The organism is Pseudomonas sp. BIGb0176, assembly GCF_024810175.1.
GTDB lineage: Bacteria > Pseudomonadota > Gammaproteobacteria > Pseudomonadales > Pseudomonadaceae > Aquipseudomonas > Aquipseudomonas protegens.
This window is the reverse complement of sequence record NZ_JANUEC010000001.1, coordinates 617,074-642,559: the sequence shown is the minus strand read 5'-3', so window position 1 is coordinate 642,559 and position 25,486 is coordinate 617,074. Positions and strand designations below refer to the sequence as shown.

Below are 25,486 nucleotides of genomic sequence, written 5' to 3'. Positions count from 1 at the left end.
GTGGGCCTCAATCAACATCAGCCACGCACAACACCCACCACAGATTCCGCGCCCCCTGGCAGGCGACATAGGCAGAAGAAATAGTCGAATTCCTGGTCAACTCACACCAATCAGGACTATCAAACCGATACACCACCAGCTCGGAAAACGGCGCCGGAAACACAGCATCCAGCGCTTCGAACACCACCTGGCGGGCATTGGCCATGGACCCTCCACGGGTGGACGGATGACACCCGCCCCGCAGCAGCGCCGCCAGCAACGAGCCCTCGAACTCGTATCGATTGAGCATGGAAAAGGGCCCGAACTCAGGCTCGATCTGCCCGATGGCCGTCGAGCTGGCGAGGCCGCTGAAACGCTCGAGAAACTCGGCCAGTCGCGGCCTCTCACCCAGCACCTTGATGACGGGGTCAGGTTTGAAGAAGCAGGACACCACCTCGCCACACTGAGCGAGCACCGCCAGAAGCTCGGCAAGGGGCTGCTTGTCGACGACAAACTCGCTGGCAGCGGTCAATGGCGCTACCGCATCGTGCTTCAGGTTTTCATCTTGATTCATGCTTAAGCACCCGAGGTTGATCACAAACAGGCAAGCACCCCAGCGGCTACCGCACCCTGGGCTTTTGCAACCGCAGATAACTGCAACGGCACCGCTCGGAGCGAACAGGCCGGGGGGGGCGACAATGTATCGGCCGCACAGTTGAACGGCAAACCCGAAAACCATCCCCCCACAGCCCCTTCGTGCCTACGCCTTGAAGGTCAAAATCGGCGAAAACCGCGCTATTACCGACACCGTGCCCTCTTCCACCTGGGACTGGATCACCTGGCCAATTTCCTTGTAGGCCCCCGGTGCTTCTTCGATCATCCGCTCTTCCTTGGTGGTGATGCACTCCACGCCCTGCAGGCCGAGGAAGGCCTTGTCCTTCTTGGCCTTGAACACCACCTCGCTGCGCGACATGGAGCGTCCGGCGCCGTGGCTGGCCGAGCGCAGCCAACGTTCGTTGCCCAGCCCGGTGAGCAGGTAGGAGTCATGCCCCATGCTCCCCGGAATCAGCAGCGGCTGCCCGGCATAGGCCGGTGTGGCGCCTTTGCGGTGGACGTTGCCGCCTTCCTCGCGCAGTACGATGTTGTGCGGTACATCGACAATCAGCGGCGCTTCGATGCCCGCGCCGAACACCTGCCGAGTGCGCTGGCGCACCATTTCGGCGATCAGTGCGCGGTTGGCGTCGGCGTAGTGCGCGGCGCTGTGCATGGCCAGCAGGTACTCATCGGCCATCTCGCCAAACAAGGCGAAGATCTTCGAATCGGGATGCTTGATCCCGGCCGGCCACAGGGCCTTGGCCTTGTCCATCCAGCGTCGGCCTACATAGAAGCCCACGTCGCGAGAGCCGGTGTGGATCATCATCACCACCTGCCCCACGGACAGGCCCTGGGCGAAACAGGCCTGGCGATCCACCAGTTCAGTGACCACCTGGATCTCGACAAAGTGATTACCACCTCCCAGGGAACCCAGGCCCGGGTCGCGAAGGATCTTGCGCGAAAGGTCTTGCAGGGCCTCCGGTGCATAGTCGGCGCTGCCGCGGGCAAAGGACGACTCATGCAGGCCCGAAAGCTCACGCTGCAACTGGGCGAAATCCGCCCCGGCAAACAGCCCGATCGGGTCCTGTTGCTGTACCTGAGCCCAGAAATCCCCCAGCCCCGAAGCAAACAGTGCGCTCATGGCCGTGGGGCTGGTGGGAATATTGCGCGTGCCTTCCAGCAGATCGCCACGCACCAGGGCGGTCCACTTGGCCTTTTGCGCCATGAACTGCTCGTAGTTCAGCCCCAGCTTGTGCAGGCGCATGCCGCAATTGATGTCGGTGCCGATAGCTTGCGGCACCACCATGTCGTGGCTGGTGACGATCACGCTGCCCACCGGAATCGGGCTGCCGGTATGGAAATCCGGCGTGGCGCAGGCGCACTTCACTTCGCCGCCATGGGGGTGGGCGACCTTGGCGAAATCCATCAGTTGCAGGATGGCTTTCTCTTCGATGGCAAAACTGTCGGGCAGCAGCAGATCCACCTTGAGGCCGGCGTCATTGGTGGACGAGATAGAGAGGGAATTGGAATTCAGGCGTTCGATGGCCACCCCGGAACGGGCGAGCTTGTGCTGAATTCTTTTCAGAGGAGTCTTGGTCATTTTTCAACTGCTTTTCTTGGACGCAACAAAACAACCACCCTTTTGGTGGCTGGAATTGTCTGGTCAGCAGCGAAACTTAGACGGCGCGAATAATGGGGGAATGACGCTGTGGATGTAAATAGCCGGGGAGAAATTATTTAAGGAGGCGCCTGGCGAGACGCCTTCGCCAGCAAGCGGGCTCCTACAGAGCTGCGTGGGGTCAGAAGTCGAAGCGCACGCCCTTGATCTGCACCTTCTGCGCCTGGCAGTTGGCGGCAGGTGGGCCAGGGTCTGCTGCCAGAGGAAGCGGCCCTGGGCATAGCTCTGGGTCTTGAGCCGTAGTAACTGCTGTTGCTCGGGGGGCAGACTTGGGGCGGGGAAAATCAGAGTGGCAGCCGGCCAGGGCCAAACTGCTTCTACCTGAACGAACCAGCAGGCGTTCGCTACAGGCCGGCGCGGATTATCCTTGCCCGCTACATGAGATGAAAAGGCCCCGGCGCATGCCGAGACCCTGAACGGCGAAACCGTTCAACGATAACTCATCGTCAAGGTCGCCATCCCACTGACCGTTCCTGGGGTGACTCGCGAAGCGGTCTGGACATAACGTGCGGTCAGTGGAATGTCGTAGCTCGAGACCCCAGCGGAGATATTCCCCGCCCACCATTGATTGACAGAGCCCGAACCGTAGCCGAGAACAGTCGCTCCCTTGAGGATCTGCACCCCCACTCCCGAGGCAGTCGACCCGGCGCTCAGCGACAAGGTGCTGCCCTGGTTAGCCCAGTTGTTCACATCTATGAACGAGACATAAGCCCCGATCGAAGCCCCGGCATCCCCTCCCGAACATGACAGGTTGATTTTGAAGGGCACCGCTTTGGAGGTACTCCCCACTCCGGAAAAGGTCATGTTCGATGTTCGCCCCAGGGGCACTGAAATCTGCGAGCTGGACACACTGCAGGTGGGCACCCTGAGCTGCACCGTCACTGCGCTTTTACCGCTGGTGTAGACCGTCCAGCCTTTGGAGTTGCAGATACCAACGCAGTTGAACGCAACGTTCACCAACCCGTTACCAGCCAAGGTCCCACTCTGGATGTCGCCGATCTTTATGATTTCCAGCCACATGGATTGCTTGTAGACATCACCCTTGACCCATCTGAGTTTTACGAGTGACTTTCCACTCCCCACCAGATACTGGCTGGACCCGGACTGATTTTCACGCCATCTCCATTTGGCGTTCCACCTGAATCCGACTCCAGGCACGTTGCTCAAGTAGACGTTGTAGTAACCGGGGGCCAGCGTAGCGCCTTGAAGCTTGTAGACCATGGGCTCGGAACTGAATATTTGCGGCCATGGATCCCTCATCATCGAGTCCACCTCTGCGGTGGTCGCAATGACGTCGCCATTCATGGTTCCTGCACTGATGTAAATGCTGGCAGGCAACTGAATGATCGATGACTCGGGAGAGAACTCCCCGCCGGCATACGCCGGGCCCCCACCCCATAGCGACAACAACAGGACAAGAGCCGAGAGCAGAAGGTTGCGCTTCATGAAAGTACGGTGCCTGTTCAAATGTCCACGACGTTTGGTGCTCTTTCCACTGAGGACGAGGCGACCCAAACTTCGACTTTAAGCCCCCCCGATCACGGCACCTATCAGCCCGAACACAGAACGTTGTCGATAAATCCTCAGGAGCCAAGGACTTATCCTACAAAGCGCTGTTGCAGGGGTCAGCAACACGCCAACGACAGCAGCCCTCCCCCCCTTGCCCAGCAACGAAATGTTCCATTGAGTCGCTGAAATCGGGCTATTCTGCGCGCCCTCCAATACTCATTCGCCTCAGCAAGGACAGCTGCCCATGACCCGCGCCATTACCCTTGTCTGCGACAATTTCGCCGACTGGGAAACCGCCCTGATCAACGCCACCGGCCGTGGCTACTATGGCTTCGACTGCCGTTACGCTTCCCCCAAGGGCGCCATCGTGACCTCCATGGGCGGCCTGCGGGTGACCCCGGACCTGGCGTTGGAAGATATTCGTCTGGATGAGGTGGACCTCTTGATGGTCTGCGGCGGGACGGTCTGGCAAAGCCCCCAGGCGCCGGATATCCGCGAACTGCTACGCGCGGCCAAGGAGAGCAAGCTGGTCCTCGCCGGCATCTGCGACGGCACCCGCGAACTGGCCCGGGCCGGGGTGCTGGACCAGCTCAAGCACACCTCCAATTCGGCGGACAACCTGCTGGCGGTGGGTTATGCCGGCGCCGCGCACTACCAGGATGTGCCCCACGCGGTAGCGGACCAGCGCGTGATCACCGCCCCGGGCAGCGCTCCAGTGAGTTTCATGGCACAGATTCTCGGCACCCTGGGCATCAGCGACGACAACCTGACCTTCTACCTGGGCCTGCACGCCGCCGAGCACCGCCAGCAAGCCTGACCCTCCCCTGTAGGAGCCGGCTTGCCGGCGAAGGCGATCTCCCGAACGCCTTGGCTGGCAAGCCAGCGCCTACGCAAGGTAGTGGGTGGGCGGCAGTGCGGGCGTGTAGCCGTGGATTATTTCACCAGTCGAAAATCCCGGTGGCCCAACCATGCCGCAAAGTCCGCAGCGCTGAAAATGCTCTCGCCCTCATGCTCGATGATCGCCAGCCCCGCCAGAAATTCGCTGTCCCGGGTGTAGGCATGGATGCTGGCGCCGAAGGCCAGCACACCATCCAGGTGACGGGCCAAGGTCAGCGCCGCCTGCCCTAGGCGCTGGTGATCCGCCTGGTCTTTATCCATGGCCGCCAGGCTCAGAATGCCTTCAGGGAGCCATCCCAGTTGCCCGGCCAGCCCGGCATATTCCGCCAGCTCCCCTGGATATTCGGCCCCCATCCCAAACAGCATGGGGCTACCGCCAATGAAGAACGAGCTCGTACCGGCCCAGGGTTGATCCGCAATTGCGGCCAGACAGGCCCGCACCCGGTTTTCGAGCAAGCCATCGATCTGGCGCGGTAAAAGCACCCTGACAGTCGGCCCGGCCATTGAGTCACCTCCTCCAGCGCACCGCATCCGCATCAGGGATAACAGGCGAGCCCTTGTTCGCTGCATCAGCAGGCATCAATGCTCAAGCCCGCTGCCGGTCAGTGCATTCACCGGACCGGGAGCATAAAAGCCCGTGGTGCAATAGCCAAGCTCAGCGCCTGGCACCATTGACCCCCAACACCTCTTCCAATCGCTTCGCCTCGCCCTCCGTCAACAAGGGCGCAGGCGGTTGAACAAGGCGCTGGCTGGACAGGGCGGGCACCGGGGCCGTTGGTTGGGCCGCCTTCGCAGTACGGCTGCGGCTCGCGCTGCTTTGCGGGTACAGCGCTTCATCCAGGCATTTGTCGCGCATGCCCTGGCTGGACAGGCCGTGGCAACCGGTGCCGTTGGACAGGGCGCGGGCGCCGCAGGTGGCCTTGCTGTCGGGGTCCTTGAGGTCGATGCAGCCCAGGGAACCAAAGCCATGGCCCAGTACCGAGGCGGGGTCTTCGGCGCAAGCTGCGCCGGCACACAGGAACAGGGAAGTCAGCACAAGTGCATTTCGCATAGGGGCGCGTCCATGGCTAGCGTAGGTCCCCCGACGCCTTTCCGGCCGCCGGGCAGGTCTGTCGAGGGAAAAAGCCGTTGTAGCAGATGAACATGACCGTTTCCCTTCCCCATAACCACCGCGGCTGCGTGACTAGCGGAAACGCCCCGCCAGGAAGGGTTGCAGGTTCACGCTCGGGGTCAGCCCGCTGGCCTGTTCCGCCACCAGTTGCCCACTGATGGCGGCCAGGGTCAGGCCAACGTGACCGTGGCCGAAGTTGTAGTGCACCTGGGGCAGCAGCCGCGACTGGCCGAGCACCGGTTTGCTGTCCGGCAGCGAGGGACGAAAGCCCATCCACCGGGAAACCGGTTCGTGGTGCAGGGTCAGGAAGCGTCGCGCCGCCCGGGCCAGGTAGTGATAGCGGCGCGGGTCCGGCGCGGCGTCGAGGCCGCCGAACTCCACCGTGCCCGCCACCCGCAGCCCTTGGGCCATGGGCGTCAGGTAGAAACCGCCGGCGCCCCAGCACACCGGGCGGCTGAGCAAGCCGCCAGCCTGATCGAACAGCACGTGATAACCGCGCTCGGTGTCCAGGGGAATCTCGTCCCCCAGGCTCTGCGCCAGGCGGCGGGACCAGGCGCCGCTGCACAACACCAGGCGTTCGGCGGGCAGTTGCTCGCCACTGCCGAGGCGGGCAAGCACCCGCTCGCCGTCCTGGGCGCTGCGCTCGACCCCCTGCAACTCATCGCGGCGAAACACTCCACCGCGCTCGATGAAGCACCGCAGCAAGCGCTGGCTCAATGCGAAGGGATCGAGGGTGCGGCTGACCTGGGGCAGTTCCAGCGCCAGGGCCGCACGGGCGTTGAGGGCCGACTCCATGGCCCGTAGCTCCGGCCCTTGCACCAGGCGCATTGGCACCTCGAACCCCTGGTGATAGGCCAGCATGTCGATAGCGCTCTGCCGCTCGTGGGCCTCGAAGATGTACAGCGAGCCGTCATGGCGCACCAGGTCGTTGGCCCCGGCATCGTCGAACAACGCCTGCCAGGCGCCCATGCAGGGCTTGAGCAGGCTGTGCAGGTCATGGCTGATGGCCTTGACCCGCGGCTCGCTGGAGCTTTGCAAAAAGCGCCATAGCCAGGGGGCGATCCGTGGCAGGTAACCCGGGCGGATCGCCAGCGGGCTGTCGCGCCGCAACAGCATGCCCGGGGCCTGGCGCCAGATGCCGGGGGTTGCCACTGGCTCCACGGCATAGGTGGCGAAGGTACAGGCATTGCCGAAGGAAGTGCCGCTGCCCGGCGGCTGGCGGTCCAGCAGGGTCACCCGCCAGCCCAGGCGCTGCAGCCACAGGGCGCTGGCCAGGCCCACCACCCCGGCCCCCACCACCACGGCGTGGCCGCGTTGTTGCTGACTTGCAATCATGCCGTGCTCCTCATGTGCCGCTGACGACCCGGGTCCACAGGCGAGTGCTCAGGCGCATGCCGGCCGGGGTCATGGTCTTGATCGGGAACAGCGTATCGAGCACCGACTGCGGCGGGTAGGCCGCCGGGTTGCTGCGCAACTGCGGTTCGATGTAGGGCAAGGACGCCGCATTGCCGTTGGCGTACTGCACGAAGTTGCTGATGTTGGCGATCACCTTGGGGTCCAGCAGGTAGTTCAGGTAGGCGTAGGCGTTGTCCAGGTGCGGGGCGTTCCTGGGAATCACCACCATGTCCATGGCCACGGTGGAGCCTTCCCTGGGGATGCTGTAGCCGAGGTTCACGCCGTTTTTTGCCTGCTGCGCGGTGGCCATGGCTTGCAGCACGTCGCCGCTGAAACCCACGGCCACGCAGATGTTGCCGTTGGCCAGGTCGCTGACGTACTTGGCCTGGTGGAAGTAGAGGATCGAGGGGCGGATCGCCTGCAGCGCCGCTTCGGCCTTTTTCAGGTCCGCCGGCTGTTCGCTGTGGGGGTCCAGGCCCAGGGCATTGAGGGTGATGGGCACCATCTGTGTCGGGTTGTCGAGAAAGGCCACGCCGCACTGCTTGAGCTTCTGGATGTTCTCCGGCTTGAACAGCAGCTGCCAGGACTGGGTGACATCGGTGTCGCCGAAAATCGCCTTGATCTTGTCGACGTTGTAGCCGATGCCCACGGTCACCCACATATAGGGAATGCCGTACCTATTGCCCGGGTCGCTGGTTTCCAGCAGCTTCATCAGCTTGGGATCGAGGTTGTTCCAGTTGGGCAGCTTGCTGCGATCCAGGGGCTGGATCGCCCCGGCCTGGATCAGCCGCGGCAGAAAGTGGTTGGACGGGCTGGCCAGGTCATAGCCGCTGCCGCCGGTCATCAGCTTGGCCTCGGTGGTCTCGTTGCTGTCGATCACGTCGTAGGTAGTCTGAATTGCGGTGCGCTGGGTGAACTGGGCCAGGGTGTCCGGAGCGATATAGCCGCTCCAGTTGGCGATGCTCACGGTCTCGGCCGCCTGGACGCTTGCGGCGCACAAGGCCAGGGATAACAGTGCCGTAGTGGTGCGATTGATCATGTTGCCGCCCTCTGTGCTCTTATTATTGCGGCGTTTCATTCGCCGCGACGGTTAACGTTCGTGTCGCGCGCGCTGCACTTCCCAGCCCATGCGCAAGCTTGCTCCAATGTCGAAAAACGGTCGGGGTGGCAGGTAGCCGGGCCGGGCCTGGGACAGCACGTCCCGCAGCAGCGAGGAGTCGCAGCCGGCGGCCATTTCCACCAGCAGCCTGCCCCACAGGGTGCCCCGCGCCACCCCCGAGCCGTTGCAGCCGGCCACCGCGTGCAGGCCTTCGGCGACCCGGCTGAAGTACGGCTCGCCGGAACGGGTGCCGCTCAGGTGCCCGGTCCAGGTGTATTGCAGGTCGGTATCGGTAATGCCGGGAAAGCGCTTTTGCAGGCCCCGCAGGTGTTCCTGGCGGCGCACCGCCAACTGCGCCGGGCCGAGATCGCGCTGGCGATACTCGACGGTGTTGCGCATCAGCAGGCGGCGCCCGGGCAACAGGCGCACCGTGGCCGCCCCGGGCAAGGTGGAGAGCACGCCCCAGCCCTGCTCATCCAGCAGCCGCTGCCAGTGATCTTCCTGCAGGGGCCGGGTGATGCTGGCGCTCAGCTCCAGGGGGAAGGTGCGGCTGTGCCGGACTCCGAGCCGGGGCAGAAAGGCACCGACACAGGCCAGCACCTGGGGCGCCTGGATCTCGCCCTCCCCGGTCACCGCCCGCCAGCCCCGGCCCGGCAGAGGCTGCAGGTCCTGCACCGGGCTGTTCTCGAACACCTCTACCCGCTCCGGCAGGCGCTCCAGCAGGCCCTTGACGTATTTGGCCGGCTGCAGCAGCGCGTTGCCACCGGCGCAGTGGATGGCCCGCTGGTAGAAGCCGCTGCCCAGGCGCTGCTGCAAGGCCGCGCCTTCCAGGTACTGGGCCTGGGCGCCCGCGGCATTCAGGGTGGCGACTCGGGCGCCGCTGTCCTGCAAGTGCTGCCCCTGGTGCACGGCGAAGTGATAGCCGCCAGCGTCGAACTCGCACTCGATGCCCAACTCGTCAATGCGCCGGCGCACCTCTTCACCGGCAGCGATGCCGATGCCGCAGGCAAGCTGATAGGCCGAGTGGCCGGGCCGGCCCAGCAACTCATCGGCGCCGGGCAATTCATGGCTGACCACAAACCCCGAGTTGCGCGCCGAAGCCCCCTGGGCCGCCCGCTGGCGATCCAGCAGGACGATGCGTTGCTGGGGCAACATCCGCGCCAGGGCATGGGCCGCCGAGAGGCCGGTGATGCCACCGCCAATGATCAGCCAATCGGCTTTCTGTAGGCCCTTGAGGGTTGGCCGCTGGGAAGTCTGCCCTGCCAGGGCGATCCAGCCACATACATTGTTCAAAGCCTGTCACTCCTGCACAATCCATGCGCCCGGAGCATTCAACAGAACACTCAACCCGGCGCCACATGCCTACAATCTATGGATATGACGGCTTTATTTCGAACGTTATTAATTCATCCATCTATTCGGAAAACGCATGGATAACCCTCTTCGACTGCCCTCGTTGCAGGCCCTGCAGACCCTGGTCAGCGTGGCCCAGACCCACAGCTTCACCGAGTCCGCGGCGCGCCTGCACCTGACCCAGAGCGCGGTGAGCCGGCAGATCCAGCAACTGGAGGAGCACTATGGAGTCAGCCTGTTCGAGCGCAGCAGCCGAAGGGTCTCGCTGACCGAACAGGGGCGCGATGTCTGCACGGTGGCCACTCAAGTCCTGAGGTCCCTCGGCTCCCTGCAGGATCGCCTGGCCCCGGCGCCCCTGGACCGGCCGTTTCGCATCCGCATCTTTGTCTCCCTGGCGGTGCGCTGGTTGCTGCCGCGGCTCAGCGGTTTCTACGCCGCCAACCCTGGGCTGTGCCTGTCGATCGAGACCGTGGGCGGAGCCACGGTAGACCCCGGCGGCGATTGCGACGCCTATGTGCTGTACCTGCCTGAAGGCCTGGACGAGCGGCCGCTGACCCCGCTGTTCGACGAATACCTGGTACCGGTGTGTGCCCCAACGCTCAGTGACGGGCAATTGCCGCCGCGCTCCCTGGAGGAACTGGCCGGGCACGCGCTGATCCACGGTTCTACCAGCCGCCAGGAATGGACCGCCTGGCTGCAGGCCCAGGACGACCAGACGCCCCACAGTTACAAGCATCTGCTGTTCAACCTCGACGACCTGGCCCTGGACGCCGCGGCCCGGGGGCTGGGGGTGGCCATGACGGACCTGATCCTGGCCCAGGACTCGATTGCCCGGGGCAGCCTGCTGATCCCCTTTGGCCAGGCGCTCAAGACCGGCGGGGTCTATGCCCTGTGGCTACGCGACAGCGGCGCCGCGCATCCGGCCTGCGAAACCGTATTGAACTGGTTCCAGGCTCAGGCAGCCGAACGGGATCTGCCCGCGGCACGAGGCCTGGCTGGGGCGATTGCAGCAGCCCTGCCCACCCTGGGTGGCAGTAAATCCCTGGCTGAATGACTGGACCAGGCCCTGCTGCTCATGGGCCTGGGCAAACAACATTGAAGGGCCGATGAACACTGCCCGGGAAAGCTCGAGCGCCGCCGGCGCTCAGCTGTAGAGCGTCACCATTGCCCAGGCAAAACACGCCAGCACCAGGGCCATCCCCACTACATACACCGCTAAAGCACGACCCACAGCATCACTCCACGAACCAGGCAGTCATCAACACACTCACTCTCGGGGTGAGTCATGGCGCGCATTCTAGCAGCGCGCGACGTCATTTTGACACGAGCCTCTAAGCCTGATTAAAAGCCTCCCGACAAATGGTATTGGCGTCAATTTAATGGCTTAAATCAGCCTGACTCTTCTTAACGGGCAGCCGAACTGCGCAACATCATCTTGCATTGCGCCCAGTGTTTTCTTTCCGCCGAGAAACCTGCTGCCTCCGGGATCAATGCAAGCCCCCTTTTCCCGCTAAACCGCGAACCTGAGCGCTATCAGCGCCTGCACTCCTGGTTGGACAAGAGTGATTCTCACTGCTTTGATCTCAACGCCAGGTCCGGTTTTCACAATCCCAGGGAGGGTCCATGTCGTTCAAGGTCATGATGGTTTTCGGTACACGTCCTGAGGCGATCAAGATGGCACCACTGGCTCGGGTTCTAAGGCACTGGCCAGGTATCGAGCTGCACATCTGTTCCACCGGCCAGCACCGGGAAATGCTCAAACAGGTACTCGACGCCTTTGAGCTCGAGGTCGATGTGGACCTGCAAGTGATGACCCAGGGCCAGACCCTCAACGGCTTGTCGCAGCAACTGCTGATCCACCTGGACACCAGCTACGAGCGCCTGAAACCGGACATCGTGCTGGTCCATGGCGACACCACCACCAGTTTTATCGCCGCCCTCGCTGCCTTCAACCGGCGGTTGCCCATTGGCCACGTCGAGGCCGGCCTGCGCACTGGCAACCTCCAGGCACCCTGGCCCGAAGAAGCCAACCGGCGCCTGACCGGGGTCATCGCCGACCTGCACTTCACCCCGACCGCCAGGTCCGCAACCAACCTGCTGCGGGAAAACGTGCCCGCTGAAAACATCGAGGTCACCGGCAACACGGTGATCGACGCGCTACTGTGGATGCGCAACCGGCAGAAGCACACCCACTGGCGCCCCGCGGCCAACTCGCCCCTGGCGGTGCTCGACGACAGCCGGCGCATGGTGCTGATCACCGGCCACCGCCGGGAGAACTTCGGTGACGGTTTCCGCGATATCTGCAAAGCCCTGGCAACCCTGGCCGAGCGCTACCCGGACGTGCAGTTCGTGTACCCGGTACACCTCAACCCCCAGGTGCAGAACGCGGTGTACGGCCTGCTCTCGAACAAGCCGAACATCTACCTGGTAGCGCCCCAGGACTATCAGCATTTTGTCTGGCTGATGGGACGTTCGCACTTCATCCTCAGCGACTCCGGCGGCGTCCAGGAAGAGGCCCCGGCCATCGGCAAGCCCTTGCTGGTGCTGCGCGAGGTCACCGAGCGGCCGTCGGTGCTGGAAGGCGGCACCGTGCTGCTGGTGGGCACCGATCGCGAGCGCATCGTGCACCACGCCAGCGAACTGCTGGACGATGCACAGCTGCATGCCCGCATGAGCCGCGTGTACAGCCCCTACGGTGACGGCCGCGCCAGCGAACACATCGCCCGCCGCCTGTGCACCTGGCTGGAGGCCCAAGCCCCCCGTACTCCGGCATGAGCCCGGGCAGCCTCCGCAGCCCGCAGTCGCAAAACGTCCAGTTGGCCATATGGCTCCACACTCTGTGCGAGAACTGGAAGCTACCGGTCACTGGCAGGTACCTGCCGATTGAACTGGACGACCTACACTTTCAAGCAGCGGATCGTCGCGCCCCCTCCAACCCCAGCGCGGTGTTCTCCCTGCGCTATCGCCCCTGGGGCAAGCCGCTGCTGGATCATCAGCTCACACCCAAGGCCCGCGATGTTCAGAACCCTTGAAGAACAAGTGCTCAAACAGGCCGCTCCGGCGGCCTTGAAGCTTGAATTCGCGCAACATGATTTCGAACGCCTGCGCAGCTTCTGCGTCCTGATCTACACCGCCAGCATCCTGATCTGGCTGATCTTCGACCTGATCGTCAGCTTTCCCGGGCAGCAGGGCTTCACCGCCTATTCGATGGTCTTTCTGAGCATTCTATCCTTCACCACCATCATCCTCGGCTTCACCCGCCAGGACCGGCACTTCCAGTGGATCAACCTGCTGTTCGTGCTGACCATCACCATCGGCGTACGCCTGGTGATCGAGGGGCTGCCCATCGACCAGCGCCCGGTCTGGCTGATTCTCGGGGCGTCGAGCATGCTCTACGGCGCCTCGGTGATGCCTCTGCGACGCTGGTCGTTCGTCAGCGCCATCTTCATCACCTGGCTGGTGCTCAATCCGTTCTGGCGCACCAGCACCACCCTGCAGGAACTCAAGGGGCTGCTGGTGCTGGTGTACGCGCTGTTTCTCAGCGCATTGACCCTCTACAGCTTCATCACCCTGCGCCAGGCCCGGCTGCACAACTACATCATGTCCAAGTTGCTGCTGGACCAGGCCTACCTCGACACCCTCACCGAGATCCCCAACCGCCGCTCGTTCATGGCCCGCGCCGGCCAGCGCCTGCAGGCTCTGCCCCGGGAGCACGACCATTACCTGGCGATGGTCGACATCGACAACTTCAAGAAGGTCAACGATGTGCACGGGCATGACATCGGCGACGAAGTGCTCAAGCGCATCGCCGCCGATATCAAGGGAGTGATGAGGGATTTCGACTATGCCCGCCTGGGCGGCGAGGAGTTCGCCATCTACCTGGCCGACGTGCCCCGCGCGGATGTGGAGGCGCTGGCCGCGCGGCTGTGCCAGGTGGTGCGCGACCAGCCGACCCGGCACCCAGTGACCATCAGCATGGGCCTGGCCCGGGTCGAGCCTGGCGAACCCCTGAACCAGGCCCTGATCAAGGCCGACCAGGCGCTGTACGAATCCAAGCACGGCGGCAAGGATCGCTACACCTTCCATCCAGCCGGCAGGCCCGCACCACCCGCGTAGGAGCTGGCTTGCCAGCGAAGAGGCCCCAGTGTCAGTCCACGCTCCTGCGCGACAGCAGCACCTGGGTTACCCGGCGCTCTTCCACTGCCCTGACCTGCAGGCTCCAGCCCGCCCACTCCACCCTATCGCCCTTGACCGGCAGGCGGTCCAGCAGGCTCATCACCAGACCGGCCAGGGTCTGGTAGTCCTCGGTGGGTTCAGCGCCGAAGCCGGTCCGCTGGCGTACCTGAGGCAGGTTCAGCGCACCATTGACCAGGAACCCGCCCTCTTCTTCGATCACATCCGGGCCTTCGATCTCGCTGGCATCCGGCAGCTCGCCGGCAATGGATTCGAGAATGTCGGTCATGGTCAGGATGCCCATGAAGTCACCGAATTCGTTGATCACAAAGGCAATGTGAGTGGACGCCTGGCGCATCTGTTCCAGGGCGTTGAGGATCGAAAAGCTGTCCAGCAGGTTGATGGTCTTGCGCGCCAGATGCTCAAGGTTCGGCTCGCTGCCCGCCAGGTACTCCTTGAGCAGTTCCTTCTTGTGCACGAAGCCCAAAGGCTCATCCACCGCGCCATCGCGAATCAGCGGCAGGCGCGAGTACGAAGAATGCATCAGCTTGGTACGAATACTCTCCGGGCTATCCGTAAGGTCGATGCAGTCGACCTCGGCACGCACCGTCATCAAGCTGCGGATCGGCCGCTCCGCCAGTTGCAGCACACCACTGATCATCACCCGCTCACGGCGGTCGAACAGCTCGCTGCTGGGGGCCTCATCAGTTTCCAGCAAGTCGGCAATTTCCTCGCCCACTTCTTCCGCCGCCAGCCTGCGCCCACCCAGCAGGCGCATCACCGCATAGGCCGTGCGCTCGCGCATCGGCCGCAGGCCCTGCATGGATTTCTTGCGCCGGGCCCGGGCGATCTGGTTAAACACCTCGATCAGGATCGAGAAGCCGATGGCCGCATACAGGTAACCCTTGGGAATATGGAAACCCAAGCCTTCCGCGGTCAGGCTGAAGCCGATCATCATCAAGAAGCCCAGGCACAGCATGATCACCGTCGGGTGCGCGTTGACGAAACGAGTCAGCGGCTTGCTGGCGACGATCATCACACCGATGGACACCACCACCGCGATCATCATCACCGACAGGTGCTCGACCATGCCCACCGCGGTGATCACCGCGTCCAGGGAGAACACCGCATCGAGCACCACGATCTGCGCCACGATCGGCCAGAACAAGGCGTAAGTGGTACTGCCGGTGCGCTGGCTGACATGACCCTCCAGGCGTTCATGCAACTCCATGGTGGCCTTGAACAGCAGGAACACACCACCGAACAGCATGATCAGGTCACGCCCCGAGAAGCTGTGCTCGAAGACCTCGAACAGCGGCTGGGTCAGGGTCACCATCCACGAGATGCTGGCCAGCAGGCCCAGGCGCATCAACAACGCCAGGGACAGGCCGATGATCCGCGCACGGTCGCGCTGCTCGGGCGGCAGCTTGTCCGCGAGGATGGCGATAAACACCAGGTTGTCGATGCCCAGCACCAGCTCCAGGACGATCAGGGTCAAAAGGCCAAGCCAGGCCGTGGGGTCTGCGATCCATTCCATAACGACGACTCAAGTGCTCCGGAAAATTCAAACGGCCAGGCGCGACGCAGCGCCAAGGTGCAGGGGCTGCAAAACCTCGGGTACGGGCGGATAAAGGCAGGAAGTGGCAAGTGCCAGGCAAGTGCAACCGGGAGAATGGCTGCCTGAGCGTCTGGGGCTCAGGGCCGCCGGATGGCGCGAGAAATCATGGGGTAAAGCGAGGAAAGAGCGCCGACTGGGGGGCTCCGAGAGCGTGTTCATGCAAGTCCTGAAGGAAAAAACGGACTTGGAGATTACAGGGAGGGCAAGGCGATTCCCCAGCGGGAAATCATTACAAGATTTTATCCGGCCCGCGTCTCTGACGCAGGCCGGCACCGCTACAACTGCTCGGAAATCTCGATCAGGTTCAGGTCCGGGTCCCGCAGGTACACCGAACGGATCGGGCCGGTGGCGCCGGTGCGCGGCACCGGCCCTTCGATGATCGGCCAGTTGGCCTGTTGCAGATGGGCAATCACCTGGTCCAGGGGCACGCTGGCGATGAAGCACAAATCCAGCGCCCCCGGCACCGGCAGGTGGGCCTTGGGTTCGAACTCCTGGCCGCGCACATGCAGGTTGATCTTCTGGTTGCCGTACTTGAAGGCCTTGCGCCCGCCGGCAAAGGTTTCCAGTTGCATGCCCAGCACGCGGACGTAGAAATCCTCGGCGGCAATCGGGTCGATGGTGGTCAGTACCAGGTGGTCAAGGTGGTCGATCATCGAAGACGCAGCTCCTGAAGCGAAAGGAAAGGCCCGGGGATTATGCGACCCGGGCCATCGCTTGAACATGCCCCATCAGGCTTTGCTGCGGTACTCGCGCCGTACCTGCTCGATGTAGCGCACCACCGCCGGTGCCTGCTCGAAACGCCGGTGGATCAGCGACAGCCAGGACGTCGCCGAGCTGCCGCCAATCGGCCGGTACAGCACATGGGGCAGGCTGATGTGGCCCACCACCGACTCCGGCACCACTGCCACGCCCTGCCCCAGGGACACCAGGGCCAGTACCGCCACCAGGCCGCCGGGCTGGGGGCCCAGCTTGGGGGCGTAGGCACCCTGGGCCGCCACCTGCAAGGTGCCGCTGATCTGCTCCGGAAGAATGAAGGTTTCATTGAGCAGGTGTTCGGAGGCGATCTGCGGCAGGCGGCACAGCCAGGATTCATCGGACAGCGCCAGGACAAAGCCCTCGGCGTCCAGGCGAATGGCCTCGACCCCTTCCGGCAATGTCATGGGCGAGCGAATGTAGCCCACGTCCAGGCGACCATCGGCAATCCGCGCCGGCAGCGTCGCCATCGGGCACTCCCGCACGTTGAGGCTGACGTCCGGGCAGTCGCGGCCAAAGCCCTGCACCTGTTTCTGCAACAGCCCGCAATACACCGCCGAGGCCACATAGCCCAGTTCGATATGGCCGATCTCGCCGCGCCCGGCACGCTGGGCATTGCGCTGGGCAAACTCGAACTGGCGCACCGTGGCCTCGGCTTCCAGCAGCAGGGTGGCGCCGGCCTCGGTCAGGCTGACCTCGCGTTGCTGGCGCAGGAACAGCCGGGTGCCAAGGGTGTTCTCCATGTCCTGGATCTGCCGGCTCAGGGTGGGCGGGGCAATCCCCAATTGCTCGGCGGCGCGGGTGAAATTGCGCTGCCGGGCCACCGCCAGGAAGTAGCGAAAGTGACGAATTTCCATAATGGGCATTAGCTCAAAGGTAATGAACTGGTCGCCAGCAGCTAACAAAGACCGCGAAAGGCCGGGATAAGCTGAGCGAACCTTCACAGTAGAGAGCCTCTACCATGCGCGTCAAACCCCTGTTTCTGGCAATGATCACCTGCTGCGTGCTGCAGACCGCGGCCGCCGAGGACAGCCGCCCCGTCGTTGCCCAAAAGGCAATCCTTACCCTGGACAACGCCCAGCGCCTGCTCAGGGCCGCCCAGCAAACCGCCCAGGCCAAGGGCTGGCCCTGCGCCGTGGCAATCGTCGACGACGGCGGCTGGCCGATACTCGGCGCGCGCATGGACGGCGCCCCAGTGGTGGCCGGAGTCGAGCTGGCCCAGGGCAAGGCACGCACCTCGGCATTGTTCAAGCGGCCCTCCGGGGATCTGGAAAACGCCGTCAATGGCGGCCGCCCCGCCGCCCTCAGCGCCGGCCTGGTGATGATGAAAGGCGCCCAGCCGATCATCGTCGACGGCCAGGTGATCGGCGCCATCGGGGTCAGTGCCGACACCCCGGCCCACGACGATGAAATCGCCCTGGCCGCCCTCGCCACCCTCAGTCGGCAGGCCACGCAATGAACCGCTCCGTCAACCCGCGCCTGACCCTGCTCACCGCATCCGGGGTCTGTTCGCTGATCGTTCTGGACACCAACATCGTCGCCGTGGCGCTGCCGAGCATCGCCCGTGACCTGGGGGCCAACTTCGCCGATATCGAGTGGGTGGTCAGCGCCTACATGCTGGCCTTCGCCGCCCTGCTGCTGCCCGCCGGCAGCCTGGCCGACCGCTTCGGCCGCAAGCGCACCCTGCTCTGCGGCCTGGGCCTGTTCATCCTCGCCTCCCTGGGCTGCGGCGCGGCGCCCAACGCCCTGCTGCTGGACATCGCCCGGGCGCTCAAGGGGGTGGGCGCGGCGCTGCTGCTGACCTCGGCCCTGGCCTCCATCGGCCATACCTTCCACGACGAAGTGGAACGGGCCAAGGCCTGGGCCTTCTGGGGTGCCTGCATGGGCATGGCCATGACTGCCGCGCCCACGGTCGGCGGGCTGATCACCGAGTACTTCGGCTGGCGCTGGATCTTCTACTTCAACCTGCCGGTGGGTGCGCTGCTGCTGTGGAGTGTGCTGCGCAACGTGCCGGAATCCCGGGATACCCAGGCGGCGCGCCTCGACCCCTGGGGCAGCCTGGCCTTCAGCGCCAGCCTGCTGTGCCTGATCTGGGGCCTGATCGAGGCCAACCGCATCGGCTGGAGCCACCCGGCCACCACCACCCGCCTGCTGGCAGGCGTGGCGCTGCTGGGGCTGTTCGTGCTGATCGAGCGGCTGCAAAGCCGGCCCATGGTGGACCTGCAACTGTTCCGCCACCCGCGCTTCATCGGCGCCCTGCTGGGCATGTTCGCCTACGCCGGCTGTGCCCAGGTGATGATGACGCTGCTGCCCTTCTACCTGCAGAACGGCCTGGGCTTCTCGGCCATCGCCTCGGGCCTGGGCATGCTGCCCTTCGCCCTGACCATGCTCATCTGCCCGCGGATCGGCGCACGCCTGGCCGGGCGCTATGCGCCGGCCACGCTGATGGCCGCAGGGCTGACCCTGGTGGGCTGCGGCAACCTGCTCAGCGCCTGGGCGGTACACGCCGGGGGCTACCTGAACTTCGCCCTGGCAATCGCCGTGACCGGCGCCGGGGCCGGCTTGCTCAATGGCGACACGCAGAAAAACATCATGGCCTGCGTGCCGCGGGAACGCACCGGCATGGCCTCGGGCATGAGCACCACCATGCGCTTCAGCGCCATCATGCTGGCCATCGGGGTGTTCGGTGCGCTGCTGGCCAGCCATACCCAGCAGCTCTTGCAGGGCAGCCTGCACGCCGTGCCCGGGCACTGGCTGGAGCAGGCACCGGAGATTGCCTCACGGGTGGTGGCCGGGGATATGCAGGGCGCGATGGCCGGCTTGCCGCCCGATGCCCGGGCCCTGGTCGAGCCCCTGGCCCGGCAGGCCTTTGTCGGTGGTTTCGGCCTGGTGCTGACGGTGGCCGGGATGCTCGCCCTGCTCGGCGCCCTGGTGGTGGGCCGACTGATGCGCAACCCGCTGCCCCAGGCATCGGGGCTGACGCTGAAGCTGCAATAGCCCAGGCACTGCACAAACCGCTGCCGCGCCTGCGGCAGCGGTCCTGGCCCGCCCGCTTGCAATTTCACAACACTCGTTCAATTGCTGGGGCAATCCGCCACGGTTAAGGTGCGCCCTTCGCAACGCCCCATTGAATGGATAACGAGGTGAGCGTGAAGCCTTCAAGCGTGATCGTGGTGGGCGCCGGGATTGTCGGCGCCGCCATTGCCTACCACCTGGCCCGCCAGGGCGCGCAGGTGACCGTGCTGGAACAGGACAGCCCGGGCTCGGGCGTCACCCGCCACTCCTTTGCCTGGATCAACCCCCACGGCGAGTTCCCGGCAGCCGCCCGCGCCCTGCGGGCCCAGGCGCTGGCAGACTACCGCCGCCTGCAGCACGAACTGCCGGCCTTGCAGATCCGCTGGTCCGGCGCGCTGACCTACGGCGCGGCCGACCAGCAAGCGCCAGATACCGACGAGCCAACCGCCGAGGCCTCGACCCGGTGGCTGGACCGGGCCGGGGTTGCCCAACTGGAACCCCACCTGCAAGTGCTGCCGGAGCGTGCCCGCTATGCATCCGGCGAAGGCAGCCTGGACCCGGTGGCAGCCACCCGCACCCTGCTCGATGCGGCCTGCACCCACGGCGCCCGGGTGTTCGACCAGACCCGGGTACTTGGCTTGCGGGTCGAAGGCCGGCGGGTACTCGGGGTAAACACCGCCGCCGGGCTCCACCGTGCCGACCAGGTGCTGCTCGCCAGCGGCTGCGCCACCCCGGCCCTGCTCGCGCCCCTGGGTATCCAATTGCCGGTGCAAGCCTCGCCGTCGATCCTGATCCGCATCAATGCGCCACCGGGCCTGGTCAAGACCCTGGTCTCCAACAGCCAATTGGAAATCCGCGAAGCGGCGGACGGCAGCCTGCTGCTGGCCGAGGACTATATCGATGCCCAGGGTCCACTGGGGCCCGAGGCCATCGCGCAACAGGCCCTGGCCAGCATCCGCCAGCTGTTCCGTGGCGCCCAGGCCATCACCTTGCGCAGCGTGGAAGTCGGCCTGCGGCCGATGCCCGGGGACCAACTGCCGATCATCGGCCCCAGCACCCGCTACCAGGGCCTGTACCTGGCGGTGATGCACGCCGGAGTGACCCTGGCCCCCACGGTGGCGCGCCTGATCAGCCAGGAACTGCTGCACGGGCAAACCTGCGCCGAACTGGCCGCCTGCCGACCGGCACGCTTCGCCTGAACACCAGCCCCTGTCGCCACACCGCGGCAGGGCCTGCAAGATTTCACGGAATCATCCGCCCTCGCCTGTTGTCCTCTTTTGATTGCACGACTTCTTAAGCGGACCGCAGGAGCTCTTCATGGCGAACATCACCATCGCCCAGCAACTGGCAACCACCCTTGAACAGGCCGGGGTCAAGCGTATCTGGGGGCTGACCGGCGACAGCCTCAACGGCCTCACCGACGCTCTGCACAGCATGCAGACCATCGAGTGGATGCATGTGCGCCACGAAGAGGTGGCCGCCTTTGCCGCCGGCGCCGAAGCCGCCGCCACCGGGCAACTGGCGGTGTGCGCCGGCAGTTGCGGGCCGGGCAACCTGCACCTGATCAATGGCCTGTTCGACTGTCACCGCAACCATGTGCCGGTACTGGCCATCGCCGCACAGATCCCCTCCTCGGAGATCGGCCTCGACTATTTTCAGGAAACCCACCCTCAGGAGCTGTTCAAGGAGTGCAGCCACTTCGTCGAACTGGTGAGCAACCCGGCGCAGATGCCCGAGGTGCTGCACCGGGCCATGCGCAGCGCGATCCTCAACCGCGGCGTGGCGGTGGTGGTGATCCCCGGCGACGTGGCCCTGCAACAGGTGCCCGCCGCCAGCAAGCCATGGCCGGCCCTGCACGCACCGCGCACCCTGCCCGCCCCCCACGACCTGGACAAGCTGGTGGAACTGCTGAGCCAGAGCAAGGCCGTGACCCTGCTCTGCGGCAGTGGCTGCGCCGGCGCCCACGATCAGGTGGTGGCCCTGGCCGACGCCCTCGGCGCACCGGTGGTGCACGCCCTGCGCGGCAAGGAGCACGTGGAGTGGGACAACCCCTTCGACGTCGGCATGACCGGCCTGATCGGCTTCAGCTCCGGCTACCACGCCATGCTCAACTGCGACACCCTGGTGATGCTCGGCACCGACTTTCCCTATCGCCAGTTCTACCCCAGCGACGCCTGCGTCATACAGATCGACCGCAACCCCCAGGCCCTGGGCCGGCGAGTGCCGCTGGACCTGGGGATCGCCGCCGACGTCGGCGAAACCCTCGCCGCACTGCTGCCGCGCCTGCCCTATAAGGGCGACCGCCGCTTTCTCGAAGAATCCCTCAAGCACTACGCCAAGGCGCGCCAGGGCCTGGACGACCTGGCCCAGCCCTCGCCCGCTGGCCGGCCGATCCACCCGCAGTACCTGACCCGGCTGCTCAGCGAACTGGCAGACCAAGACGCCATTTTCACTGCCGACGTCGGCACCCCCACGGTGTGGGCCGCGCGCTACCTGAAAATGAACGGCCAGCGGCGCCTGCTGGGCTCTTTCAACCACGGCTCCATGGCCAACGCCATGCCCCAGGCCATGGGCGCCCAGGCCGCCTTCCCCCAGCGCCAGGTGATCTCGCTGTCCGGCGATGGCGGCTTCAGCATGCTGATGGGCGACTTCATCTCCCTGGCCCAGCTCAAGCTGCCGGTGAAGATCGTGGTCTACGACAACGCCTCCCTGGGCTTCGTGGCCATGGAAATGAAGTCCGCCGGCTACCTGGACACCGGCACCGACCTGCACAACCCGGACTTTGCCGCCATGGCCAACGCCATGGGCATTCTCGGCCTGCGGGTGGAAAACTCCGAAGAACTGGAAGGCGCCCTGCGCACCGCCCTGGCCCATGACGGCCCGGTGCTGGTGGACGTGGTCACCGCCACCCAGGAACTGGCCATGCCGCCGGCCATCAAGCTGGAACAGGCCAAGGGCTTCAGCCTGTACATGCTCAAGGCGGTGATGAGCGGGCGTGGCGACGAGGTGATCGAACTGGCCAAGACCAATTGGCTCAAGGACAGTTGGTTCAAGATCACCTAGAAAGGCTCTACCCCCGGGCATGCCATCGCAGCCTCTAATGCACCCACATTAGAGGCCTGTGTCCATGAAAAGGGTGGCAGTAGCATCCATCGAGGGTGGCGTTGGGAAAACCACCACCTCCGCAGGCCTCGCCTCTTATCCATTAAGACAAGACGTTTCGACTGCACGCCAACGGATTGGCCGTAAGCACAAGCGGGACAAGAAAACCGTCGCGTTCCTTCAGTGATCCGATCATTTTTGAGCGGCTCGCCTCTTTCAAGATCGGCAGCGGATGAAGGCATGCCCAAACGTCAGCCCCCCCCTCAGCGGCCGACTGATCAGGCGCAAAAAACCTACGCAATATTTTCCTTTAGACCAAATGCCTTTGCTTTTTTGAATGCTAATTCGGAAACGGAAGGTGCATCGCTTTTCCGGCAGGCTAGAGTCTAAATCCGACAAGCACATTGATGTGCCTCTTGCACGGATGCACAGAGACTGGCGGCCTTCCCCTCCTCACAGACAGCCCGCCTCGAAACAGGGAGTGTTATGAACAAGCCGATCAAGAATATCGTCATCGTGGGCGGCGGCACCGCGGGCTGGATGGCCGCTTCGTACCTCGTCCGGGCGCTCCAACAGCAGGTAAACATCACGCTCATCGAGTCTGCGGCGATCCCCCGGATCGGCGTGGGCGAGGCGACCATCCCGAGTTTGCAGAAGGTGTTCTTCGACTTCCTCGGGATACCGGAGCGGGAGTGGATGCCCCAAGTGAACGGCGCCTTCAAGGCCGCGATCAAGTTCGTGAACTGGAGAAAATCTCCCGACCCATCGCGCGAAGATTACTTCTACCATTTGTTCGGCAGCGTGCCGAACTGCGACGGCGTGCCGCTTACCCACTACTGGCTGCGCAAGCGCGAACAGGGCTTCCAGCAACCGATGGCGTACGCGTGCTACCCGCAGCCCGGGGCCCTCGACGGCAAGCTGGCACCTTGCCTGGCCGACGGCACCCGCCAGATGTCCCACGCGTGGCACTTCGACGCGCACCTGGTGGCCGACTTCTTGAAGCGCTGGGCCGTCGAGCGCGGGGTGAATCGCGTGGTCGACGAGGTCGTGGAGGTTCAACTGAACGACCGCGGCTACATCTCCACCCTGTTAACCAAGGAAGGGCGGACGCTGGAGGCGGACCTGTTCATCGACTGCTCCGGCATGCGAGGGCTCCTGATCAATCAGGCCCTGAAGGAACCCTTCATCGACATGTCCGACTACCTGCTGTGCGACAGCGCGGTCGCCAGCGCCGTACCCAACGACGACGCGCGCGAGGGGGTCGAGCCTTACACCTCCGCGATTGCCATGAACTCGGGATGGACCTGGAAGATTCCGATGCTGGGCCGGTTCGGCAGCGGCTACGTCTTCTCGAGCAAGTTCACCTCGCGCGACCAGGCCACCGCCGACTTCCTCAAACTCTGGGGCCTCTCGGACAATCAGCAGCTCAACCAGATCAAGTTCCGGGTCGGGCGCAACAAGCGGGCGTGGGTCAACAACTGCGTCTCGATCGGGCTGTCGTCGTGCTTTCTGGAGCCCCTGGAATCGACGGGAATCTACTTCATCTACGCGGCGCTTTACCAACTCGTGAAGCACTTCCCCGACACCTCGTTCGACCCGCGGTTGCGCGACGCATTCAACGCCGAGATCGTCTACATGTTCGACGACTGCCGGGACTTCGTCCAGGCGCACTATTTCACTACGTCGCGCGAAGACACGCCGTTCTGGCTCGCGAACCGGCACGAACTGCGGCTCTCGGACGCCATCCAGGAGAAGGTTGAGCGCTACAAGGCCGGGCTGCCGCTGACCACCACCTCGTTCGACGATTCCACGTACTACGAGACCTTCGACTACGAATTCAAGAACTTCTGGTTGAACGGCAACTACTACTGCATCTTTGCCGGCCTGGGCATGCTGCCCGACCGGTCGCTGCCGCTCCTGCAGCACCGACCGGAGTCGATCCAGAAGGCCGAGGCAATGTTCGCCAGCATCCGGCGCGAAGCCGAGCGCCTGCGCACGAGCCTGCCGACGAACTACGACTACCTGCGGTCACTGCGTGACGGCGCGCAGCTGTCGCGCAACCAGCACGGGCCGACGCTCGCGGCGCAGGAACGCCAGTAGTGGAACGCACCTTGAACCGGGTATCCGCATTCGCGGCCACGCACGCTGCCGTGGCGGCCTGCGATCCGCTACAGGCGCGCGCGCTGGTTCTGCAGCTGCCGGCCCTGAACCGTGACAAGGACGTGCCCGGCATCGTCGGCTTGCTGCGCGAGTTCCTCCCGGTGCGCGGCGTGCCCTCCAGCTGGGGCTTCGTCGAAGCCGCCGCCGCGATGCGGGACATCGGTTTCTTCCTGGGGTCGCTCAAGCGGCACGGACATGAGCCCGTGGACCTGGTGCCCGGGCTTGAACGGGTGCTGCTCGACCTGGCACGGGTGACCGACTTGCCGCCGCGCGAGACACTCCTGCATGTGACGGTCTGGAACCCGGCGGCGGCCGATGCGCAGCGGAGCTACACCGGGCTGCCCGACGAAGCGCACCTGCTCGAGAGCGTGCGCATTTCGATGGCGGCCCTCGAGGCGGCCATCGCGTTGACCGTCGAGCTGTCCGATGTATCCCTGCGCTCGCCCGCGTTCGCGCAAGGGTGCGATGAGCTGGAAGCCTACCTGCAGAAAATGGTCGAATCGATCGTCTACGCGTACCGCTTCATCTCGCCCCAGGTCTTCTACGATGAGCTGCGCCCCTTCTACGAACCGATTCGAGTCGGGGGCCAGAGCTACCTCGGCCCCGGTGCCGTAGAAATGCCCCTCTTCGTGCTGGAGCACGTCCTGTGGGGCTCGCAATCGGACGACCCAGCTTATCGAGAATTCAAAGAGACGTACCTGCCCTACGTGCTTCCCGCGTACAGGGCGGTCTACGCTCGGTTCGCCACAGAGCCGGCGCTCATCGACCGCGCGCTCGACGAGGCGCGAGCGGTGGGTACGCAGGGCGAGCACGTCCGGGCTGGGCTGACGGCCCTCGAGCGGGTCTTCAAGGTCCTGCTGCGCTTCCGGGCGCCTCACCTCAAATTGGCGGAGCGGGCATACGAAGCCGGGCGCAGCGGCCCCACAACCGGCAGCGGGGGCTACGCGCCCAGCATGCTCGGCGATCTACTCACGCTCACCTGTGCCGCGCGGTCCCGCATCCGTGCCGCGCTCGATGAATCCTGATGCGCGCGACCCAGTGTTATCTCAC

General features: G+C 64.6%; 21 protein-coding genes. 10 read left to right on the top strand and 11 right to left on the bottom strand.

Translation table 11 applies throughout. From position 1 onward, the window contains the following. Nucleotides 1-7: 7 nt before the first annotated feature. The 3 genes from M2395_RS02650 to M2395_RS02640 all read right to left on the bottom strand — a co-directional run bounded on the left by M2395_RS02650 (nucleotide 8) and on the right by M2395_RS02640 (nucleotide 3,697). Nucleotides 8-553, bottom strand: a complete 546-nt coding sequence (locus M2395_RS02650; RefSeq protein WP_053159228.1) for a hypothetical protein — start codon at nucleotides 551-553, stop codon at nucleotides 8-10. A 186-nt stretch (nucleotides 554-739) separates the two neighbouring features. Further along, nucleotides 740-2,173 carry an RtcB family protein gene (locus M2395_RS02645; RefSeq protein ID WP_019095389.1) on the bottom strand — a complete coding sequence of 478 codons (1,434 nt, stop codon included), beginning with the start codon at nucleotides 2,171-2,173 and terminating at the stop codon, nucleotides 740-742. Between the two features lie 507 nt (nucleotides 2,174-2,680). After that, nucleotides 2,681-3,697: a fimbrial protein gene (locus M2395_RS02640; RefSeq protein ID WP_123430566.1), complete on the bottom strand. Its 1,017-nt coding sequence runs from the start codon at nucleotides 3,695-3,697 to the stop codon at nucleotides 2,681-2,683. Nucleotides 3,698-4,004: 307 nt separating this feature from the next. On the opposite strand from M2395_RS02640, the gene M2395_RS02635 reads away from it, so the two are divergent. Next, entirely contained in the window at nucleotides 4,005-4,577 is a 573-nt protein-coding gene (locus tag M2395_RS02635; RefSeq protein WP_123430565.1) for a type 1 glutamine amidotransferase family protein, read from the top strand. A 116-nt stretch (nucleotides 4,578-4,693) separates the two neighbouring features. Here the strand turns inward: M2395_RS02635 and M2395_RS02630 are convergent, their stop codons facing one another. The 5 genes from M2395_RS02630 to M2395_RS02610 form a co-directional block, all read right to left on the bottom strand. Beyond that, entirely contained in the window at nucleotides 4,694-5,161 is a 468-nt protein-coding gene (locus tag M2395_RS02630) for a DUF6368 family protein (protein WP_077934399.1), read from the bottom strand. 151 nt (nucleotides 5,162-5,312) lie between these two features. Then, nucleotides 5,313-5,708 (bottom strand): hypothetical protein, encoded by a 396-nt coding sequence (locus tag M2395_RS02625; RefSeq protein ID WP_123430564.1) that lies wholly within the window; start codon nucleotides 5,706-5,708, stop codon nucleotides 5,313-5,315. A 132-nt stretch (nucleotides 5,709-5,840) separates the two neighbouring features. Further along, nucleotides 5,841-7,103, bottom strand: coding sequence for an FAD-binding oxidoreductase (locus M2395_RS02620; protein WP_123430563.1), 1,263 nt, complete (start codon nucleotides 7,101-7,103; stop codon nucleotides 5,841-5,843). Between the two features lie 10 nt (nucleotides 7,104-7,113). After that, nucleotides 7,114-8,202 carry a polyamine ABC transporter substrate-binding protein gene (locus M2395_RS02615; protein ID WP_015636031.1) on the bottom strand — a complete coding sequence of 363 codons (1,089 nt, stop codon included), beginning with the start codon at nucleotides 8,200-8,202 and terminating at the stop codon, nucleotides 7,114-7,116. A 51-nt stretch (nucleotides 8,203-8,253) separates the two neighbouring features. Continuing rightward, entirely contained in the window at nucleotides 8,254-9,555 is a 1,302-nt protein-coding gene (locus M2395_RS02610; protein WP_015636032.1) for an FAD-binding oxidoreductase, read from the bottom strand. A 136-nt stretch (nucleotides 9,556-9,691) separates the two neighbouring features. On the opposite strand from M2395_RS02610, the gene M2395_RS02605 reads away from it, so the two are divergent. From M2395_RS02605 to M2395_RS02595, 3 genes are all read left to right on the top strand, one after another. Continuing rightward, on the top strand, nucleotides 9,692-10,669 hold the full coding sequence (locus M2395_RS02605) for a LysR substrate-binding domain-containing protein (protein WP_123430562.1): 978 nt from the start codon (nucleotides 9,692-9,694) through the stop codon (nucleotides 10,667-10,669). A gap of 569 nt (nucleotides 10,670-11,238) precedes the next feature. Beyond that, nucleotides 11,239-12,390 (top strand): non-hydrolyzing UDP-N-acetylglucosamine 2-epimerase, encoded by a 1,152-nt coding sequence (gene wecB / locus M2395_RS02600; protein ID WP_123430561.1) that lies wholly within the window; start codon nucleotides 11,239-11,241, stop codon nucleotides 12,388-12,390. Nucleotides 12,391-12,630: 240 nt separating this feature from the next. Beyond that, the gene (locus tag M2395_RS02595; protein WP_123430559.1) at nucleotides 12,631-13,731 is read left to right on the top strand and encodes a GGDEF domain-containing protein; all 1,101 of its coding nucleotides are present in this window, start codon (nucleotides 12,631-12,633) and stop codon (nucleotides 13,729-13,731) included. A 31-nt stretch (nucleotides 13,732-13,762) separates the two neighbouring features. Here M2395_RS02595 and M2395_RS02590 read toward each other — a convergent pair whose 3' ends face one another. The 3 genes from M2395_RS02590 to M2395_RS02580 all read right to left on the bottom strand — a co-directional run bounded on the left by M2395_RS02590 (nucleotide 13,763) and on the right by M2395_RS02580 (nucleotide 17,016). Further along, nucleotides 13,763-15,325, bottom strand: a complete 1,563-nt coding sequence (locus M2395_RS02590; RefSeq protein WP_047287607.1) for a TerC family protein — start codon at nucleotides 15,323-15,325, stop codon at nucleotides 13,763-13,765. A gap of 356 nt (nucleotides 15,326-15,681) precedes the next feature. Beyond that, nucleotides 15,682-16,059 carry a VOC family protein gene (locus M2395_RS02585; protein ID WP_041118828.1) on the bottom strand — a complete coding sequence of 126 codons (378 nt, stop codon included), beginning with the start codon at nucleotides 16,057-16,059 and terminating at the stop codon, nucleotides 15,682-15,684. Between the two features lie 75 nt (nucleotides 16,060-16,134). Next, complete coding sequence (locus M2395_RS02580; RefSeq protein ID WP_185057772.1) at nucleotides 16,135-17,016, bottom strand: LysR family transcriptional regulator; 882 nt, start codon at nucleotides 17,014-17,016, stop codon at nucleotides 16,135-16,137. Between the two features lie 104 nt (nucleotides 17,017-17,120). On the opposite strand from M2395_RS02580, the gene M2395_RS02575 reads away from it, so the two are divergent. The 6 genes from M2395_RS02575 to M2395_RS02550 all read left to right on the top strand — a co-directional run bounded on the left by M2395_RS02575 (nucleotide 17,121) and on the right by M2395_RS02550 (nucleotide 25,461). After that, nucleotides 17,121-17,618, top strand: a complete 498-nt coding sequence (locus M2395_RS02575; RefSeq protein WP_123430557.1) for a heme-binding protein — start codon at nucleotides 17,121-17,123, stop codon at nucleotides 17,616-17,618. Then, on the top strand, nucleotides 17,615-19,156 hold the full coding sequence (locus M2395_RS02570) for an MFS transporter (protein ID WP_011061878.1): 1,542 nt from the start codon (nucleotides 17,615-17,617) through the stop codon (nucleotides 19,154-19,156). Before M2395_RS02575 ends, M2395_RS02570 begins: the two co-directional genes overlap by 4 nt. Before the next feature lie 152 nt (nucleotides 19,157-19,308). After that, entirely contained in the window at nucleotides 19,309-20,373 is a 1,065-nt protein-coding gene (locus tag M2395_RS02565; protein WP_233447066.1) for an FAD-binding oxidoreductase, read from the top strand. 118 nt (nucleotides 20,374-20,491) lie between these two features. Further along, nucleotides 20,492-22,237, top strand: a complete 1,746-nt coding sequence (gene poxB, locus M2395_RS02560; protein WP_047337157.1) for a ubiquinone-dependent pyruvate dehydrogenase — start codon at nucleotides 20,492-20,494, stop codon at nucleotides 22,235-22,237. Between the two features lie 525 nt (nucleotides 22,238-22,762). After that, nucleotides 22,763-24,376, top strand: coding sequence for a tryptophan halogenase family protein (locus tag M2395_RS02555; protein WP_011061881.1), 1,614 nt, complete (start codon nucleotides 22,763-22,765; stop codon nucleotides 24,374-24,376). After that, on the top strand, nucleotides 24,376-25,461 hold the full coding sequence (locus M2395_RS02550; protein ID WP_053159249.1) for a monodechloroaminopyrrolnitrin synthase PrnB family protein: 1,086 nt from the start codon (nucleotides 24,376-24,378) through the stop codon (nucleotides 25,459-25,461). Before M2395_RS02555 ends, M2395_RS02550 begins: the two co-directional genes overlap by 1 nt. Nucleotides 25,462-25,486: the final 25 nt, after the last annotated feature.